At 70.1% G+C, this 16,842-nt stretch carries 13 protein-coding genes; 9 read left to right on the top strand and 4 right to left on the bottom strand.

Annotated elements, in window-relative coordinates:
* Positions 1–3 precede the first annotated feature (3 nt).
* From FHR84_RS20480 to FHR84_RS20450, 7 genes are all read left to right on the top strand, one after another.
* Positions 4–1,812, top strand: coding sequence for a thiamine pyrophosphate-requiring protein (locus tag FHR84_RS20480; protein WP_179537162.1), 1,809 nt, complete (start codon positions 4–6; stop codon positions 1,810–1,812).
* Entirely contained in the window at positions 1,812–4,958 is a 3,147-nt protein-coding gene (locus tag FHR84_RS20475) for an FAD-binding and (Fe-S)-binding domain-containing protein (protein WP_179537161.1), read from the top strand. Before FHR84_RS20480 ends, FHR84_RS20475 begins: the two co-directional genes overlap by 1 nt.
* Complete coding sequence (locus FHR84_RS20470; RefSeq protein ID WP_179537160.1) at positions 4,955–6,712, top strand: glycoside hydrolase family 15 protein; 1,758 nt, start codon at positions 4,955–4,957, stop codon at positions 6,710–6,712. The genes FHR84_RS20475 and FHR84_RS20470 overlap by 4 nt, the downstream gene beginning before the upstream one ends.
* 43 nt (positions 6,713–6,755) lie before the next feature.
* Positions 6,756–7,778, top strand: a complete 1,023-nt coding sequence (locus FHR84_RS20465; protein WP_179537159.1) for an SDR family oxidoreductase — start codon at positions 6,756–6,758, stop codon at positions 7,776–7,778.
* 219 nt (positions 7,779–7,997) lie between these two features.
* Positions 7,998–8,279: a hypothetical protein gene (locus FHR84_RS20460; RefSeq protein WP_179537158.1), complete on the top strand. Its 282-nt coding sequence runs from the start codon at positions 7,998–8,000 to the stop codon at positions 8,277–8,279.
* A 1-nt stretch (position 8,280) separates the two neighbouring features.
* On the top strand, positions 8,281–9,258 hold the full coding sequence (locus FHR84_RS20455) for a TIGR03557 family F420-dependent LLM class oxidoreductase (RefSeq protein WP_179537157.1): 978 nt from the start codon (positions 8,281–8,283) through the stop codon (positions 9,256–9,258).
* Between the two features lie 100 nt (positions 9,259–9,358).
* A complete protein-coding gene (locus FHR84_RS20450) occupies positions 9,359–10,453 on the top strand; it encodes an AI-2E family transporter (RefSeq protein WP_179537156.1) in 1,095 nt (364 codons plus the stop codon).
* A 241-nt stretch (positions 10,454–10,694) separates the two neighbouring features.
* Here the strand turns inward: FHR84_RS20450 and FHR84_RS20445 are convergent, their stop codons facing one another.
* Together FHR84_RS20445 and FHR84_RS20440 are read right to left on the bottom strand one after the other, a co-directional pair.
* A complete protein-coding gene (locus FHR84_RS20445) occupies positions 10,695–10,913 on the bottom strand; it encodes a hypothetical protein (protein ID WP_179537155.1) in 219 nt (72 codons plus the stop codon).
* An 867-nt stretch (positions 10,914–11,780) separates the two neighbouring features.
* Positions 11,781–13,058 carry an acetyl-CoA C-acetyltransferase gene (locus tag FHR84_RS20440; protein WP_179537154.1) on the bottom strand — a complete coding sequence of 426 codons (1,278 nt, stop codon included), beginning with the start codon at positions 13,056–13,058 and terminating at the stop codon, positions 11,781–11,783.
* Between the two features lie 133 nt (positions 13,059–13,191).
* On the opposite strand from FHR84_RS20440, the gene FHR84_RS20435 reads away from it, so the two are divergent.
* Together FHR84_RS20435 and FHR84_RS20430 are read left to right on the top strand one after the other, a co-directional pair.
* On the top strand, positions 13,192–14,529 hold the full coding sequence (locus FHR84_RS20435; RefSeq protein ID WP_179537153.1) for a 3-oxoacyl-ACP reductase: 1,338 nt from the start codon (positions 13,192–13,194) through the stop codon (positions 14,527–14,529).
* A 293-nt stretch (positions 14,530–14,822) separates the two neighbouring features.
* Positions 14,823–15,707, top strand: a complete 885-nt coding sequence (locus tag FHR84_RS20430) for a MaoC family dehydratase (protein ID WP_179537152.1) — start codon at positions 14,823–14,825, stop codon at positions 15,705–15,707.
* 280 nt (positions 15,708–15,987) lie between these two features.
* Here the strand turns inward: FHR84_RS20430 and FHR84_RS23020 are convergent, their stop codons facing one another.
* Positions 15,988–16,110 carry a hypothetical protein gene (locus FHR84_RS23020; RefSeq protein WP_281361440.1) on the bottom strand — a complete coding sequence of 41 codons (123 nt, stop codon included), beginning with the start codon at positions 16,108–16,110 and terminating at the stop codon, positions 15,988–15,990.
* A 313-nt stretch (positions 16,111–16,423) separates the two neighbouring features.
* The gene (locus FHR84_RS20425) at positions 16,424–16,627 is read right to left on the bottom strand and encodes a cold-shock protein (RefSeq protein ID WP_017972566.1); all 204 of its coding nucleotides are present in this window, start codon (positions 16,625–16,627) and stop codon (positions 16,424–16,426) included.
* Between the last annotated feature and the right edge of the window lie 215 nt (positions 16,628–16,842).

The following is a 16,842-nucleotide window of genomic DNA, read 5'->3' as shown; positions in this document are numbered from 1 at the left end:
CCCATGCCACAAACGGCCGACTTCATACTGGAACGACTCCGCCAGTGGGGCGTCCACCGGATCTTCGGCTACCCGGGGGACGGGATCAACTCCCTGCTGGGGGCGCTGGACCGCGCCGACGGCGACCCGGAGCTGATCCAGCCCAGGCACGAGGAGATGGGCTCCTTCATGGCCACGGCCCACGCCAAGTTCACCGGTGAGCTCGGCTGCTGCATGGCCACGTCGGGCGGTGGAGCGATCCACCTGCTCAACGGTCTCTACGACGCCAAGCTCGACCACCAGCCCGTGGTCGCCATCGTCGGCCAGCAGAAACGGATCGCGCTCGGCAGCGCCTACCAGCAGGAGATCGACCCCAACACGCTGTACAAGGACGTCTCGGAGTACGTGCAGACCTGCATGCACCCCGCGCAGGCTCGTCAACTGATCGACAGGGCGTGCAAGGTCGCGCTGACCAACAGGACGGTCGCCACGGTCATCGTCCCCGAGGACGTGGCGATGGAGGAGCAGCAGACCTCGCCGCCGCGCGTGCACGGCGGCGTCTACACCACGGCCGGGCACGCGGCCTCGCGGACGATTCCGGCCGAGGAGGAGCTGCGCAGGGCCGCCGACGTCCTCAACGAGGGACAGCGGGTGGCCGTGCTGGTCGGTCAGGGAGCCGCCGAGGCAACCGACGAGGTCGTCGAGGTGGCCGAGAAGCTGGGTGCGGGCGTGGCCAAGACCTCGCTGGGCCGGGAGGTGCTGCCGGACGACCTGCCCTACGTCACCGGGCCGATCGGACTGCTCGGCTCCACCGCCAGCCACGAGATGATGATGAACGCCGACACGCTGCTGTTCGTCGGCACCAGCTTCCCCTACGCGGAGTGGCTGCCCCCCGAGGGGCAGTGCAAGGGCGTGGAGATCGACGTCGACGGGCGGATGATGGGGGTCCGCTACCCGATGGACGCCCAGCTGATCGGGGGCTCGCGGGAAACGCTGCGTGAGCTGATCCCGATGCTCGAGCGCAAGCCGGACCGCTCGTGGCGGGAGAGAATCGAATCCGAAGTGGACGAGTGGTGGCGGGTGCTCGACGACCGCGCTCACGACGAGGCCGATCCGCTCAACCCCGAGCTGGTGGTCCACGAGCTGTCCCAGCGGCTTCCGGACGACTGCGTGCTCACCACCGACGCCGGTTCGGTCGCCACCTGGTGGTCGCGGCACCTCAAGCTGCGCAGGGGGATGTCGGCCTCCCTCGCCGGCAACCTCGCCACGATGGGGCCGGGCACGCCCTACGCGATCAGCGCCAAGTTCGCCTACCCCGACCGCCCGTGCATAGCGCTGGTCGGTGACGGCGCGTTCCAGATGAACGGCATGCTGGAGCTGATCACCATCAAGCGTTACCTGGACCGGCTGAACCGTTCCCCGCTGATCTTCTGCGTGTTCAACAACGGCGACCTCAACCAGGTCACCTGGGAGCAGCGGGCCATGGGCGGTGAGCGGAAGTTCCCCGGCTCGCAGGACATCCCCGACGTGCCCTACGCCGAGTGGGCGAAGCTGCTCGGGTTCACCGGGATCCGCTGCGACACCCCGGACGAGATCGGCTCGGCCTGGGACCGGGCGCTGGGGGCCGAGGGGCCGGTCGTGCTGGAGGTCGTGGTCGACAGCGAAGTTCCCCCGGTTCCGCCGCACATCAAGGGGATGCAGGCCCAGAAGGTGGCCCAGGCGCTGCGGGACGGGGACCCCCAGAGCTGGGGGATCGTCGCCAAGGGCGCCAAGCAGAAGATGCACGAGTTCACCGAGTCGGTCAAAAGCTCGATGCGGAGCGGGGAAAGCTGATGGCGGACGGCAGCACCACCGTCCCGGCGCATCCGGACTCCCACCTCGCGGCCGGGACGGCCGGAACCGGCGCGGTCAACGTGAAGGGGCTCGAGGCGCAGCTGCGCAGACACGTTCTCGGGGAGGTGCGCTTCGACTCCGGCACGAGGGCGATGTACGCCAGCGACGCGTCGAACTACCGCCAGGTGCCGCTCGGGGTGGTGCTGCCGGCCACGGTCGAGGACGTGGTCGCCACCACCGTGGCCTGCCACCGCTACGGGGCACCGCTGCTGTCCCGCGGTGGTGGGACGAGCCTGTCCGGTGAGACGGTCAACATCGCCGTGGTGCTCGACTTCTCCAAGTACCTGACCGCCACCGGGGAGGTCGACGCCGCGCGGAGAACGGTCACGGCCCAGCCGGGGGTGATCAACGAAGAGCTCAACAAGAGCACCGGAGAGCACGGGCTCGTCTTCGGCCCGGACCCGTCCTCGCACTCCAGGTGCACCATAGGCGGCAACATCGGGAACAACTCCTGCGGCATCCACTCGGTGCAGGCCCACTTCCACGGCCCGGGCCCCCGCACCTCCGACAACGTGCGGGAGCTGGAGGTGCTCACCTACGACGGCGCACGTTTCCGGGTGGGCACCGACGAGGAGCAGGACCTCGACGGGATCATCGCGGCGGGCGGGCGCAAGGGCGAGATCTACGCCGCGCTGCGCGACCTCAGGGACCGCTACGCCGCGGACATCAGAGCGGGGTTCCCGTCGGTGGACGAGCTGCCCCGCCGGGTCTCGGGGTACAACCTCGACGAGCTGCTGCCGGAGAAGGGGTTCAACGTCGCACGGGCCCTGGTCGGCACCGAGGGGACCTGCGCCACGGTCCTGGACGCCACGCTGCTGCTCACCCCGGCGATGTTCCACCGCACCACCGTGATCGTGGAGTACCCGGACATCGTCGACGCCGCCGGGGACATCACCCGGATCAGGCAGTGGGGGCCGATAGGACTGGAGGGCATCGACTCCCGCCTGGTCCGCGACCAGCAGCAGGAACGGATCAACCTGGAGGGACTGCACGAACTCCCCCGGCTGGGGGGCAACCACGCGTGGCTGATGGTGCAGTTCGGCTCCGACACCGAGGGGCGCTCCCAGCAGCGCGCCGAGCGGTTCGTCGAGTGGCTGCGTACCGAACTCGGCTGCGAGTCCGACCGGATCGTGATCTCCAGGAGCGTGCAGGAGGGCGGCAACAGCCAGCTGCTGTGGAGCATCCGGGAGAGCGGGCTGGGTTCCACGGCCTTCCCGCCGGGGGAGAAGGACCACTGGCCCGGTTGGGAGGACTCGGCGGTACCTCCCGAACGCCTCGGCGACTACATAGGCGATCTCCGGGAGCTCTACACCGAATACGGGCTGCACGGGGCGATGTACGGCCACTTCGGCGAGGGCTGCATCCACTCCCGCATCGACTTCGACCTGGTCAGCGCCGAAGGGCTGAGCGACTACCGCTCCTTCATGGAGCGGGCGGCCGACCTGGTCACCTCCTACGGGGGGACGCTGTCCGGCGAGCACGGCGACGGACAGCAACGCGGGGAACTGCTGGAGAAGCAGTACGGCCCCCGGCTCGTGGAGGCGATGCGCGAGTTCAAGCGGATCTGGGACCCGGACTGGAAGATGAACCCGGGCAAGGTGGTCGACGCCTACCGGCTGGACGAGAACCTGCGGCTGGGCGAGGACTACAACCCGGCGCGGCCGGAGGTCGAACTCGCCTACCCGCGGGACGGCGGGGACTTCGCGCACGCCGCGCTGCGCTGCGTGGGCGTGGGCACCTGCCGCACCCCCTCGGCCGAGCACACCATGTGCCCCAGCTACCAGGTGACCCGCGAGGAGAAGCACACCACCAGGGGACGGGCGCGGCTGCTGTTCGAGATGCTGCGGGGCGAGGTCATCACCGACGGTTGGCAGTCCGGGGAGGTCTCCGAGGCGCTGGACCTGTGCCTGGCCTGCAAGGGTTGCACCAGCGACTGTCCGGTGGGTGTGGACATGCCCGCATACAAGGCGGAGTTCCGCCACCACCACTACCGGTCGCTGCGTCGCTGGCGCCCCCGGCACGCCTACGCCTTCGGCTTCATCGACCAGGTCTCCCGGCTCGCCGCGCTGATGCCGGGGGTGGTCAACGCGGTCACCCGCACCCCGCTGCTGCGCTCCGCCGCCAAGTGGCTCGGCGGGATCGACCAGCGCCGCGAACTGCCCGGTTTCGCCCCGGTAACCCTGCGGCGCTGGTTCGCCGACCGGGGTGGAACGTCCAATCCGCACGGCCGCCGGGTGCTGCTGTTCCCCGACACCTTCAACAACCACCTGCACACCGACGTCGGGGTGGCCTGCGTCGAAGCGCTGGAGAACGCGGGCTGGCAGGTCGTCGTGCCCGAACGGCACGTCTGCTGCGGAAGACCGCTGTACGACTACGGATTCCTCGGCACGGCCCGGAGCTACCTGCGCACCGTGCTGACCACGCTGCGCGCGGACATCCGGGCGGGCACCCCCGTGGTCGGCATGGAGCCGAGCTGTCTGGCCGTGTTCCGGGACGAGCTGGGCAAGATGCTGCCGCACGACGAGGACGCCCGCAGGTTGGCGGCCAACTCCTACCACTTCGCAGAGTTCTGCCAACGGTTCGAGCTGCCCGTGCCCGCGCTGTCCGGCCGGGCACTGCTGTGGGGGCACTGCCACCACCGGGCCACGGGCGGGCTCGATCCCGACCGGCGGATGCTGGAGCGGATGGGCGTCGAGGTGGACCCGGTCAGCGGCGGCTGCTGCGGGGTGGCCGGGGCCTGGGGCTACGAGCGGGGCAAGTTCGGACTCTCGGTGGACTGCGGCGAGCAGGCGCTGCTGCCCGCGGTGCGGGAAGCCGACGAGGACACGCTCGTCGTCGCCGACGGGTTCTCCTGCCGCAGCCAGATCGAGCAGGTCGGCCGGAGACGGGCGGTGCACAGCGGCCAGGTGCTGCGGCTGGCGCAGAACGGTTCCGCCGAAGAGCACCCGCCCGGAAGCCCACCGGAAAAGCCCCCCGCGGGGGCGGGCAGGAGGGCACTCAGAACAACGGCACTGCTCGGCGGGATCGGCGCGCTCGGAGCGGGCGTGGTCGGCGCGGGCAAGCGGCTGGCACGGCGCCCGCTATGAGCGAGCGCCCCCGATTCCGTCCGGAGGTGCTGCGCGAGTACGCGTTGCTCGCCGACGGGGAGCGAGGCGCGCTGATCGGTCCGCACGGCGAGATCGTCTGGATGTGCGCCCCGCGGTGGGACTCCGGGGCGGTGTTCTCCACGCTGATCGGAGGAGCGGGCGTCTACGCGGTCTCACCCGGCGACCCCTGGTACGTCTGGGGCGGTTACTACGAGGAGACCTCGCTGATCTGGAACTCCCGGTGGTTGACCTCCTCCGGGGCGATCGAGTGCCGCGAGGCGCTGGCCTTCCCCGCTGATCCGCACACCGTCGTCGTGCTCCGCCGGGTCCGGGCCCTCGAAGGGCCCGCCGAGGTACGGGTCTGCCTCGACCCGCGCGCCGACTTCGGGCGGCACGGCCTCGGTTCGCTCTCCCGTGAAGGGGACGTGTGGACCGGCAGGGTCGGACCGCTGCACCTGCGCTGGTCGGGTGTGGAACAGGCCCGCCGGGCCGACGGCGGGCTGCTGACCACGCTGCGGGTTCCGCCCGGTTCTACCCACGACCTGGTGCTGGAACTGTCCGATCGCCCACTTTCCGAGCACCCCGTGGTCGCCTCCCGCGCGTGGGAGGCGACCGAGCACGGCTGGAGGAGCGGGGTCCCCGCGCTCGGCCGCGTGGTCGGGGAGCGGGACGCCCAGCACTCCTACGCCGTGCTGCGCGGGCTGACCAGTTCCGTCGGCGGGACGGTCGGGTCGGTGACCACTTCGCTGCCCGAACGGGCCGAGGCGGGACGCAACTACGACTACCGCTACACCTGGATCCGCGATCAGTGCTACGTGGGGCAGGCGGTGGCCGCCGACGGGCCGCACCCGCTGCTGGACGACGCCGTGGAATTCGTCACCGCACGGCTGCTGGACGACGGCCCGGAGCTGCGCCCGGCGTACACGGTCACCGGAGGTCGGATGCCCGACATGCACAGGTTGCCGCGCGTGCACGGCTACCCGGGCGGTGGGAACCGGGTCGGAAACAGCGTGGCCGAGCAGTTCCAGCTCGACGTGTTCGGGGAGGCCCTGCTGCTGTTGGCCGCGGCCGCGCGCCAGGACCGGCTGGACAGCAGGCACCGCCGCGCGATGGAGATCGCGGTGAACGCGATCGAGCGGCGGTGGACCGAGCCCGACACGGGGGTGTGGGAGCTCTCCCCGGCACGCTGGGCACATTCCCGGCTGATCTGCGCCGCGGGGTTGCGCTCCTTCGCCGCTGTGGAGGTCACGGCCGCGCGGGCCGCCTCGTTGAGTTCCCTGGCCGATGCCCTCGTCGCCGACACCGGCCGGGATTGCCTGCACCACTCCGGGCGTTGGCAACGCTGCCCGGACGATCCCGGTGTGGACGCGGCGCTGCTGCTCGCAGCGGTGCGGGGGGCCGTGCCCGCTTCCGATCCGCGCAGCACGGCCACGCTGCGCGCCGTGCGCGACGAGCTGACCCAGGACGGCTACGTCTACAGGTTCCGGCACGACCGGCGACCGCTGTACGAGGCGGAGGGGGCTTTCCTGCTCTGCGGTTTCCTCACGGCGCTGGCCACCCACCAGCAGGGGTGGGAGACCGAGGCACGGGCGTGGTTCGAACGCAACAGGTCCGCCTACGGCCCCGCGGGACTCTACTCCGAGGAGTACGACGTCAACCAGCGTCAGCTGCGGGGCAACCTTCCCCAGGCGTTCGTACACGCGCTCGCGTTCGAAACGGCCTCGAGACTGGCGTCTCCCCGGGCGGAGCACTGACCACCCCCGACGAGCACCCCACGGCACGAACGAGGAGGACGTGATGAGCACGACGAGCGGACGCGGAGTCGCCGTGGTCACGGGCGGGACGGCTGGTGTCGGCAGGGCCGCCGTCCGCGCGCTCGCCGGCTCCGGATACGACGTGGCGGTACTGGCCAGAGGACGTGCCGGGCTGGAGGGCGCCATCGCCGATGTCGAGAGCGCGGGCCGCAGAGCGATGCCACTGCCCACCGACGTCAGCGACCATCCTGCCGTGCGCGAGGCGGCCCAGCGGGTCGAGGACACGCTCGGGGAGATCGACGTGTGGGTCAACGCGGCCTTCGTCGGGACGCTGACCTTCGCCACCGACAGCGACCCGAACGAGTTCCGGCGGGTCACGGAGGTGAGCTACTACGGACAGGTGCACGGGACCCTGACCGCGCTGGAACGGATGCGTCCGCGCGACCGCGGGGTGATCGTCAACGTCTCCTCGGCCATGGCCTACCGGGCGATCCCGCTGCAGGCCGCCTACTGCGGGGCCAAACACGCGGTGAAGGGGTTCACCGAGTCGGTGCGGACCGAACTGGTGCACGAGCGCAGCGCGGTGAGGCTGTGCATGGTGCAGCTGCCCGGTCTGAACACCCCGCAGTTCAACTGGAACGCCTCGCGGATGCCGCGTCATCCGATGCCCGTGCCGCCGATCTACCAGCCCGAACTGGCGGGCAGGGCGATCGCCTTCCTCGCCGAACATCCGCGGAACAACATGTGGGTGGGGGTGGCCACCGCCTACACGATCCTCGGGCAGCGCCTGGCCCCCAAGGTGGTCGACCTCTTCCTCGGACGTACCGGCGTGGACTCGCAGCAGACCGACCGGCGACTGCCCCGCTGGGGCGCGAACCTGTTCGAACCGCGCGACGAGGAGGCCGACCGGGGCGCGCACGGCTCCTTCGACGAGCGGGCTCACTCCGGGGACCCGGTGCTGTGGATGTCGATGCGCAGGCGGGCGCTGCTGGCGGGATTGGGCGGGCTCGCCGCCGTGTGCTCGGCCGTCACCGTCGGGGTGGCGCGTTCCCGTGGCAGGGCCTGAAAGGAGCTCGTCGAGCCCCTTCCCCCGGGCGTCCCCGGACGGTCCCCGGCCCGGGGACCGCTGGGAGGGTCCCGGGCGGTCCGCCGGAACGACCTCGCCGGAGGTGCGTCCCGGTCGGGAGGTGTCACGGGCCGGAGGGCACGGGTACCCGGCGGGAGACCGCACCCGCCGGGACTGACCGGTTCGGTGCACCGAATCCCTTCGAACCTGGAGGCCGCGATGAGCGAGCGGGTCGACGTTCTTCGGTTGGGCGAACGCAGGTACGCCGCCGAAGTGCACGAGGGCGAGCAGACGACCGAGCACCGGGTGACCTTCGGGCAGGACACGCTGGAGGACCTGACCTCCCCGCCTCCCGAGGAGAACGAGGTGGTCGCGGAGTCGGTGCGTTACCTGCTGGAGAAGGAGCCCTCCACCTCGCTGCCGCACGACATCGATCTCGGCGATATACGCCGCAGTGACGCGGAATTCATCCCCGAACTGCGCGCACGGCTCGGAGGCTGACATGGTCGGAATCGGCTACACGCTGTTGACCGAGCAGTCCGGTCCGCGGTCGCTGGTGGAGCACTCGGCGTCGGCGGAGCGGGCGGGGTTCGACTTCGAGGTGATCAGCGATCACACCTTCCCCTGGCTGACGCCGCAGGGACACTCGCCCTACGCCTGGAGCGTTCTGGGCGCGGTGGCCCAGGTGACCAGCGATGTCGAGCTGATGACCTACGTGACGGCACCGACCATGCGCTACCACCCGGCCGTGGTGGCCCAGAAGGCCGCCACCGTCGGGCTGCTGTCCAGGGACCGGTTCCTGCTCGGTCTGGGTGCGGGCGAGAACCTCAACGAGCACCTCCTCGGACGCGGGTGGCCACCGGTGAACGTGCGCCACGAGATGCTCTCGGAGGCCCTGGAGATCATTTCCGCGTTGTTCGACGGCGGCAGCCTCGACTACCTCGGCGAGCACTACCGGGTGGACTCCGCGAAGCTGTGGGACCTGCCGGACAGGCGGGTCCCCATCGGCACAGCCGTCTCGGGCTCGCAGTCGGTGAGGCGGTTCGCGCCGGTCTCCGACGCGATGATCGCGGTGGAACCGCAGGAGTCGTTCTGCCGCGAGTGGGAGCAGGCCTCCGGCGGCTCGGGCGACCGCAAGATCGGCCAGCTGCCCATCTGCTGGGATCCCGACCGCGCCGCCGCCACGGAGCGGGCCCACGAGCAGTTCAGCTGGTTCGCGGGCGGGTGGAAGGTCAACTCCGAACTGCCGAGCCCCCAGTCCTTCGCCGCGGCCACCCAGTACGTGCGTCCGGAGGACGTGGCCGCCGCGATCCCGTGCGGTCCGGACGTGGAGCCGATCGTGAAGTCGGTGTCCGCCTTCTGGCAGGCGGGCTTCACCGACGTGGCGCTGGTGCAGGTGGGCGTCGACAAGGACCCGGCCGGGTTCTTCGCGTTCGCGAGCAACGAGCTGCTTCCCGCCCTGCGTTCCGCCGCGCCGTGACGCCCGCCGGGCACCGGTCCGCCGGCCGGTGCGCGGCGCTTCCGGGCGGTCTCCGGTCGAGCCCGTTTCCGTTCAGCGGGAGGCGGGTACTCCGAATCGGATGATCGATTCTTCGGGAGGCGACGACCGGACCGGGGCGGAGCGGGGCTTCGCCCTGGTCGCCACGTGGTCGATGCGGTGGCTGCTGATCGCGCTCGCGCTCTGGGCGCTGTTCAAGGCGGGGAGCCAGGTCACGGGAATCCTCGTGCCCGTGGCCGTCGCGATCCTGCTGGCCGCCCTGCTCGGGCCCTTGGTGCGGCAGCTGCGCGACCGGGGTTGGCCGCGGTGGCTGGCCGCGGTGACGGTGCTGCTGGGTGGGCTGGCCCTGGTGGGCGGCGTGCTCGGCTTCGTCGTGATGTCGTTCCTGGCCGGGCTGCCCGACCTGCTCCGCCAGTTGACCACGGTGGTGCGTTCCCTGCACGAGTGGACCGTGCACGGCCCGCTCGGGCTGGCTCCGGAGCGGATCGGCTGGATGCGGCAGGAGGCGCTGGGCTGGTTGCAGCACAACCGGCAGCAACTGACGCAGGGGGTGATGTCGACCGTATTCACCCTCGGATCGCTGCTCACCGGCGCGCTGCTCGTGGTGTTCTCCCTCGTGTTCTTCCTGTACGAGGGCGAGCGCATGTGGAGCAGGACCTGCGGGGTGCTGCCGGAACGGCACCGGGAGCGCGTCGCCGGGGCGGGGCGGGACGTCTTCCGCTCGCTGGTCGCCTACACACGTGCCACCACCGTGGTCGCGATCGCCGATGCCACCGGGATCGGGGTGGGGCTGTTCGTCCTCGGCGTTCCGCTGGCCGGGCCGCTGACCGCGCTGGTCTTCCTCGGGGGGTTCCTGCCGATACTCGGGGCGCTGGTCTCCGGGATCGTCGCGGTGCTGATCACGCTGGTGAGCAAGGGGCTGATCACGGCGGCCGTCGTGCTGGCCATCGTGGTGGTGGTCCAGCAGTTGGAGGGCAACGTGCTGCAACCGTGGTTGGTCGGGGACGCGGCCCGGGTACACCCGCTGATCGTCGTGCTCGCCGTGACCGCGGGCGGACTCGTGGCCGGGGTGGTCGGGGCGCTGCTGGCCGTGCCCCTGGTCATCACCGCCCGCTGCGTGTTCCTCGCGATGCTCGGCCGGCAGGAGTCCGAACCGGAGGGCTCGGAGGCGGGGTGAACATCCCGGTGCGGGACGGTTCCGGCGCCGCGGAGCACGCCGGTCGGGCGGGCGCGCTCACGTCACCCGGGAAACCGAGATTTCAGAGAATTCTAAGGAATTTCGAAATTGATTCTCAGCGAAAATTAATTCACCTGGACGCCACCGTGCTCCCGAACCGGGGAGCACGGCAGGTCCCGATTCGCGAAAACCATCCTGAGCCGTTCTTCGTCCGGCTCGGGCCGCCGAACGGCCGTATCGTTCAGTATCGCTCGGCTCCGACCGTCTCCCCCACCGTTCCCGGCTCGCCCGCCGTCTCCAGGACGGGATCACCGGAGCCGGAAATCCCTTCCGAGCTCGCCCCGCCCGTCATCGGGGAAGGGCGGTTGCCCTGGGGGGACACTCGGCGATCGCTCACATAGAACACGCTGGCCGCCAAGATGGGCAGCAGCGCGCCCATCATCACAATCGCGGTGTTCATGGTGCCTCTCCTTAGGGCTGTCCGAGACCGCAAGTGATCAATTGATCACCCGCGGTAGTAAAGCTTGGGCCGCGGCATCGCCCTGCAGCACAGGGGACACCGGTTATCGGACTCGTCGCTCGCGCGACGAAGAGACACCTCGTCCGGCGGCGTGGAAACCACCCGTTGGGCGAGGAAGTTTCGAAATGCCCATCCAACGTCGACCGAAGAATGGACAAGGGAGTTGTGGAAACCCCGTGATGCTGCCAGGTCGGGGGTCCGACAGCATCACGGAGTCACCCCGTTCATCGTGCCTGTACATCAAAGCGTTACACCTTCGACATGAAGTGATCTACGTCACATTATTGATCGTGCGTGCAACGCCGCGGCGAGCACTCCGAACAACTGGCACCGACCGTGTTCGATCCTGCCCGTTGCGTCGCTCCCGGCGATCACGAGACCCCGCCACGCGGGCTCTCACCACCGCCCGGGGCGGACAAGACCAGGACGAGCGCGCATTCCCGGAAAGGACAAAAAGGGTGAACCGTCGCGAGCGTCCCGCACGACCTCGCCAAGGCCGACCACAGTGGGCTGATCAGCGCCGCCTCGGAGCGAGCAGCCGAGATCCAGCCAGGAACCTCCGATCAGGGCCACCGAAGCGAGCGCTTCCGAGCCCGAGCTACCGGCACCGCCGAAAAGCCTCAGCCCCCAACCCGAGCGCTTACGAGCCTGGGCAATCGGCACCGCCGCGGGTTCTCCCGTGGTGCTCTCGCGCGGAAGGCCCGACGTGGTGTAGGTGCCTACCCGATGTCGGGCCTCCCCGGAGCGAGAGCTCGCGAGAGGTTCCGCCACGCAACCCACCAAGCAAACCGAGCCGCCGACCCGCACCTAACGTGCGACGATCGCGGTGACCCCCTGGCCGCCCGCGGCACAGATCGAGATCAACCCGCGCCCGGAACCGCTCTCGGCCAGCAGCTTGGCCAGTGTCGCGACGATTCGTCCGCCCGTGGCCGCGAAGGGGTGGCCCGCGGCCAGCGAGGAACCGTTCACGTTCAACCGGTCGGTGTCGAGCTCGCCCAGCGGCTCGCTCCTGCCGAGACGCCGGGAGCAGAACTCCCGGTCCTGCCAGGCCTTGAGCGTGCACAGCACCTGCGAGGCGAAGGCCTCGTGCATCTCGTAGAAGTCGAACTGGTCGAGCGTGTTGCCCGCGCGGTCCAGCAGCTCGGGAACCGCGTACGTGGGAGCCATCAGCAGCCCCTCGTCACCGCTGACGTAGTCCACGGCCCCGGAGACGAAGTCCTCGAGGTAGGCGAGCACGGGCAGTCGGTGGTGGTTCGCCCACTCCTCGCTGGCCAGCAGCACCGTGGACGCCCCGTCGGAGAGCGGGGTGGAGTTGCCCGCCGTCATGGTGGCCTGCTCCCCGCGTCCGAACACCGGTTCGAGCTTGGCCAGCTTCTCCTCCGAGGAGTCCGGACGCAGGTTCTGGTCGCGGGACAGCCCCTGGAAGGGAGTGATCAGGTCGTCGAAGAAGCCCCGGTCGTAGGCGGCCGCGAGGCGCTGGTGGCTGCGGGCCGCGAGCTCGTCCTGCTCCGCGCGCCCCACCTGCCAGGCGGCGGCCGTCTTCGCGGCGTGCTCGCCCATCGAGAGGCCGGTGCGCGGTTCCGCGTTGCGCGGGATCCCCGGAACGACGTGCTGGGGGCGCACCCCGCTCAGCGCGCGTAGCTTTCCGCCGGGGCCCTTGGCGTGGTTGGCGCGCAGCAGCACCCGGCGCAGCTCGTCGTTGAGCTCTATCGGCGCGTCGCTCGCCGAGTCCACGCCCCCGGCTATTCCCGACTCGAGTTGTCCGAGCGCGATCTTGTTGGCGATCGAGACGACGGATTCCAACCCGGTCGCGCAGGCCATCTGGACGTCGTGCGCGGGTGTGCGCGGGTCGAGCCCCGAGCCGAGCACGACCTCGCGGGCGAGGTTGAAATCACGGCTGTGCTTGAGCACGGCTCCCGCCACGAACTCCCCGACCCGCTGCCCGGACAGCCCGTGGCGTGCAAGCAGCCCGTCGAGGGCCGCCGTGAGCATGTCCTGGTTGGACGCGTGCGCGTACGGGCCGCCCGCTCGTGCGAACGGGATCCGGTTCCCTCCGACGATGGCGACCCGGCGAGTTGTGGACATGCCCGACTCCTTCGCGGAAGCTGGTCAACGGATACCGACACCAGGATGGTGCCCATCCTGGCTGGCAACTTAACCTACCGACGGGTAGCTTGTGCGTCGAGTGCTGGACCACGCGCGTTGAGGAGTCTCAGTCATGGCGGACCCGTACAGCAAGCTCGTCTCCTCGCAGTTCGGACGGCGAATGGCCGGACGCCTCGGGCTGCCCACCCCGACCCCGCTGCGCAGGTACCGTCCCGGCGATCCGGTCGTCTCCGGCCCGGTACTCGTCGGCGCGGCCGAGGGCTCCCGGCTCGGCGCCCCTCTCGCGCGGACCCTCGAGGCGGTGCACGCGGAGGTCCACGAGACCCCGGCGGAGGACGAGCGCTACGCCGGTCTGGTCTTCGACGCCACCGGAATCGAGAGCAGCACCCGGCTGGGACAGCTGCGCGACTTCTTCTCCCCGGTGATCCGCCGGACGGCCCGCTGCGGGAGGCTGATCGTGCTCGGCACCCCGCCCGAGGAGATCGAGGACCCGGCGGAGCGAACCGCACAGCGCGCGCTGGAAGGCTTCGTGCGGACGGCGGGCAAGGAACTCAAGGGGGGCTCGACCGCCCAGCTCGTGTACGTCTCGCGCGGCGGGGAGCAGTCCGTGGACTCCACCGTGCGCTTCCTGCTCTCCGCCAAGTCGGCCTTCGTCTCCGGACAGGTGATCCGCGTCGGAGCGCGGCGGGCCGGACAGGCCGACGGGCAGCAACCGCTGCGCGAGAAGGTCGCGCTGGTCACCGGCGCTTCCCGCGGCATAGGGGCTTCGATCGCGGAGACCCTCGCCCGCGACGGGGCCCACGTGGTGTGCCTGGACGTCCCCGCCCAGGGCGAGGACCTGACGAAGGTGGCCAACCGGGTCGGCGGTTCGGCGCTGCAGCTCGACATCACCGCGCAGGACGCCCCGCAGCGCGTCGTCGAGCACTTCGCCGAACGCCACGAGGGCCTCGACATCGTGGTGCACAACGCGGGCATAACCCGGGACAAGACCATCGGACGCATGAGCGAGGACAAGTGGGATCCGGTGCTCACGGTCAACCTGGCCGCGCAGGAACGCCTCAACGCCGCGCTGCTCGCGGATTCCTCACCGCTGCGCCGGGGCGGAAGGCTCATCGGCGTGGCCTCGATAAGCGGTATAGCCGGCAACGTCGGCCAGGCGAACTACGCCACCTCGAAGGCCGGGGTGATCGGCCACGTGCAGGCACTCGCGGACCGCGCGGCCGAACGCGGCGTGACGATCAACGCCGTGGCGCCCGGTTTCATCGAGACCGCGATGACGGCAGCCGTTCCGCTGGCGATCCGCGAGGCGGGCAGGCGGATGAACAGTCTCGCGCAGGGCGGGCTGCCGGTCGACGTGGCCGAGACGGTCGCCTTCTACGCCGATCCCGGCTCCGACGGGGTGAACGGCAACGTGATCCGGGTGTGCGGGCAGAGCATGTTGGGCGCCTGACCGGGAAAGGCAGGAGGAAACGGCGAAACCCCTCTGAAGAGTGTCCACGGGTTGGGCGGTGACTCACTCGGTCGGGTCAGCATTCAGGTAAGTGGCAGAGCCGCTTGCGTCCACCTGCACCCCGGCACCGCCGGAGGTTCTCAGCTGCGGGTCGCGTGAGCGACAGCCCCGACGTTGTGTAGGTGCCTACCCGATGTCGGGGATCCCGCAGCGAGACCCCGGCTGAGGTTCTCCCACCCGCGCCGCCACGCCAACCAATCCGAGCACTCCCCAACGGGAAGGCGAAACCGACGATGTCTACAGCAGAACTCACCGAGACCCCGAAACTCGGCCCGCTGTACCTGAAGGCCGCGGCCACGGCCCCGCTGCGCCGTGGTGACCCGGCGAGAGCGGAACTGCCGGACACCGAGTACGTCCGCTCCGACGTCCCCGTCGACAGCGAACACCTGGCCGACTACAACCGGATCTGCGGATTCGGCACCCGGGACGAGCTGCCGCTCACCTACCCGCACGTCACCTCGTTCCCGCTCGCGGTCCGCCTGATGACCGACCGGGGCTTCCCGTTCCCGCTGGTCGGTCTGGTCCACGTGGCCAACAGCATCACCAGGCACGAGCCGCTGCTGGTGACCGACACGCTGACCCAGCGGGTGCGGTTGGCCGGTCCACGTCCGCACCCGAAGGGGACCCAGTTCGACGTGGTCACCGAGACCGGTGTCGGCGGGCGCACCGTGTGGACCGAGACCAGCACCTACCTGCACCGGGGTCCCGAGAACGATTCGGCCCCCCGGCAGGAGGGCATCGCCGAGGTCGAGGCGGGACGGCCGACCGCGAGCTGGAAACTGCCCGGTGACCTGGGCAGGCGCTACGCCGCGGTGTCCGGGGACCGCAATCCGATACACCTGCGTCCGCTCGCGGCGAAGGCGTTCGGTTTTCCCCGGGCGATCGCTCACGGCATGTGGTCCGCGGCGCGCTGCCTCGCGGCTTTCGAGGGACGCCTGCCCGCGGCCTGCACCGTGGACGTCGAGTTCGCCAAGCCGGTGCTGCTGCCCTCACGGGTGGAGTTCACCGAGCGAGGAGCCCCGGACTCGGCGGAGAAGTCGTTCGCGCTGCACTCGACCGCGGGCAAAACCCATCTGCGGGGGCGGGTACGCCGGAACGGCACGGAGAACGCCGCGTGAGTCGAAGGCGGCTCGGACGCCCGAGCCGCGCGAGGGGACGTTTCACGCGAAACGTTCTTTCTGGAGCCATTCCAGAGTGGCGGTTTCGCGCGAAACGTTCGAAGGTTCCGGGAGCTTCGGCCCGAGCCCCCCGGGGGGTCCCGGTGCGTGAGCCGCATCCGTCGCGAGGCCGGGCCGCTCGCCGCGCAGGTCGCTGCTCGGGAGCGTCCCAACGCTCCCGAGGCGCCGACTCACGGGACGGCTACCCGGTCACGATCACGACTCACCACGTAAATGGTTCTCAGGAAGCTGGTTCGAAGGGGTTGCTCAGCCCGCCCTTCGTGGCCTGCCGGTAATCGACGGCCTCGGGTTCCGGCTCGAAGCCCTCGGTCGGCTCCGGTTCGATGAACCGGACCGGGCTCACGGAATCGTGCCGGCGGGGGAACTGCTTCCGCCGGGCGCCACGTCGGTCGACCCCGTGCGACTGCTCGGAGGAGACCGGTCGGCGGACCCCCGCCGACTCGTCGCGACGTAGCTGCTCACCGGAGAACGGTGATTTCGTTGTGGAGATAAATTTCCTTCCTCCGCCCGGGCCTCGTCGAAAGGCCCACGGCGTTCCTTCGAGAGCGCCACGGGCGGGAAGGACGCCCGCCCGTGGCGGTGAGCGGAGCTCCGCTCACCGGGCGAACGGTGGCTGCCGGAGCGAGCCGGCAGCCACCGTCACGCGAAACGCGGAATCAGAGTCCGCGCACCATGTCCGCCTGAGGCCCCTTGGGCCCCTGGGTGACCTCGTAGGTCACCTGCTGGTCCTCGTCCAGGCTGCGGAAGCCGTCGGCGTCGATCGCCGAGTAGTGCACGAAAACGTCAGGACCGCCCTCGTCCGGGGCGATGAAGCCGAAGCCCTTTTCCGAGTTGAACCACTTCACGGTTCCCTGTGCCATGTTCTACCTCCTGTTTCGGAGCCGGAATAACGAACGACCACACCTCGTGGAAGCCCGGGTCGTGGATCTCAGACGGCACCTACTCCAGCTGAACTAAAGACGGAAGCTCGCCCGCATCGGAATCCTGCGAGCATGTTGAAACACGATCTCGGAAACAACGACCACTTCCCACCCTACCCCCCACGTCGCCGTTCCGCCGCACCGCCAGTGGGATA

It is taken from the genome of Actinopolyspora biskrensis, assembly GCF_013408175.1.
Lineage (GTDB): Bacteria > Actinomycetota > Actinomycetes > Mycobacteriales > Pseudonocardiaceae > Actinopolyspora > Actinopolyspora biskrensis.
The sequence above is the reverse complement of the archived record's forward strand: the minus strand, read 5'-3'. Positions and strand labels throughout refer to the sequence as shown.

What these genes read in the sequence shown, in the direction of transcription:
- FHR84_RS20480 (WP_179537162.1), top strand. Translation starts at nt 4, where the DNA reads ATGCCACAAACGGCCGACTTCATACTGGAACGACTCCGCCAGTGGGGC.
- FHR84_RS20475 (WP_179537161.1), top strand. Translation starts at nt 1,812, where the DNA reads ATGGCGGACGGCAGCACCACCGTCCCGGCGCATCCGGACTCCCACCTC.
- FHR84_RS20470 (WP_179537160.1), top strand. Translation starts at nt 4,955, where the DNA reads ATGAGCGAGCGCCCCCGATTCCGTCCGGAGGTGCTGCGCGAGTACGCG.
- FHR84_RS20465 (WP_179537159.1), top strand. Translation starts at nt 6,756, where the DNA reads ATGAGCACGACGAGCGGACGCGGAGTCGCCGTGGTCACGGGCGGGACG.
- FHR84_RS20460 (WP_179537158.1), top strand. Translation starts at nt 7,998, where the DNA reads ATGAGCGAGCGGGTCGACGTTCTTCGGTTGGGCGAACGCAGGTACGCC.
- FHR84_RS20455 (WP_179537157.1), top strand. Translation starts at nt 8,281, where the DNA reads ATGGTCGGAATCGGCTACACGCTGTTGACCGAGCAGTCCGGTCCGCGG.
- FHR84_RS20450 (WP_179537156.1), top strand. Translation starts at nt 9,359, where the DNA reads ATGATCGATTCTTCGGGAGGCGACGACCGGACCGGGGCGGAGCGGGGC.
- FHR84_RS20445 (WP_179537155.1), bottom strand. Translation starts at nt 10,913, where the DNA reads ATGAACACCGCGATTGTGATGATGGGCGCGCTGCTGCCCATCTTGGCG.
- FHR84_RS20440 (WP_179537154.1), bottom strand. Translation starts at nt 13,058, where the DNA reads ATGTCCACAACTCGCCGGGTCGCCATCGTCGGAGGGAACCGGATCCCG.
- FHR84_RS20435 (WP_179537153.1), top strand. Translation starts at nt 13,192, where the DNA reads ATGGCGGACCCGTACAGCAAGCTCGTCTCCTCGCAGTTCGGACGGCGA.
- FHR84_RS20430 (WP_179537152.1), top strand. Translation starts at nt 14,823, where the DNA reads ATGTCTACAGCAGAACTCACCGAGACCCCGAAACTCGGCCCGCTGTAC.
- FHR84_RS20425 (WP_017972566.1), bottom strand. Translation starts at nt 16,627, where the DNA reads ATGGCACAGGGAACCGTGAAGTGGTTCAACTCGGAAAAGGGCTTCGGC.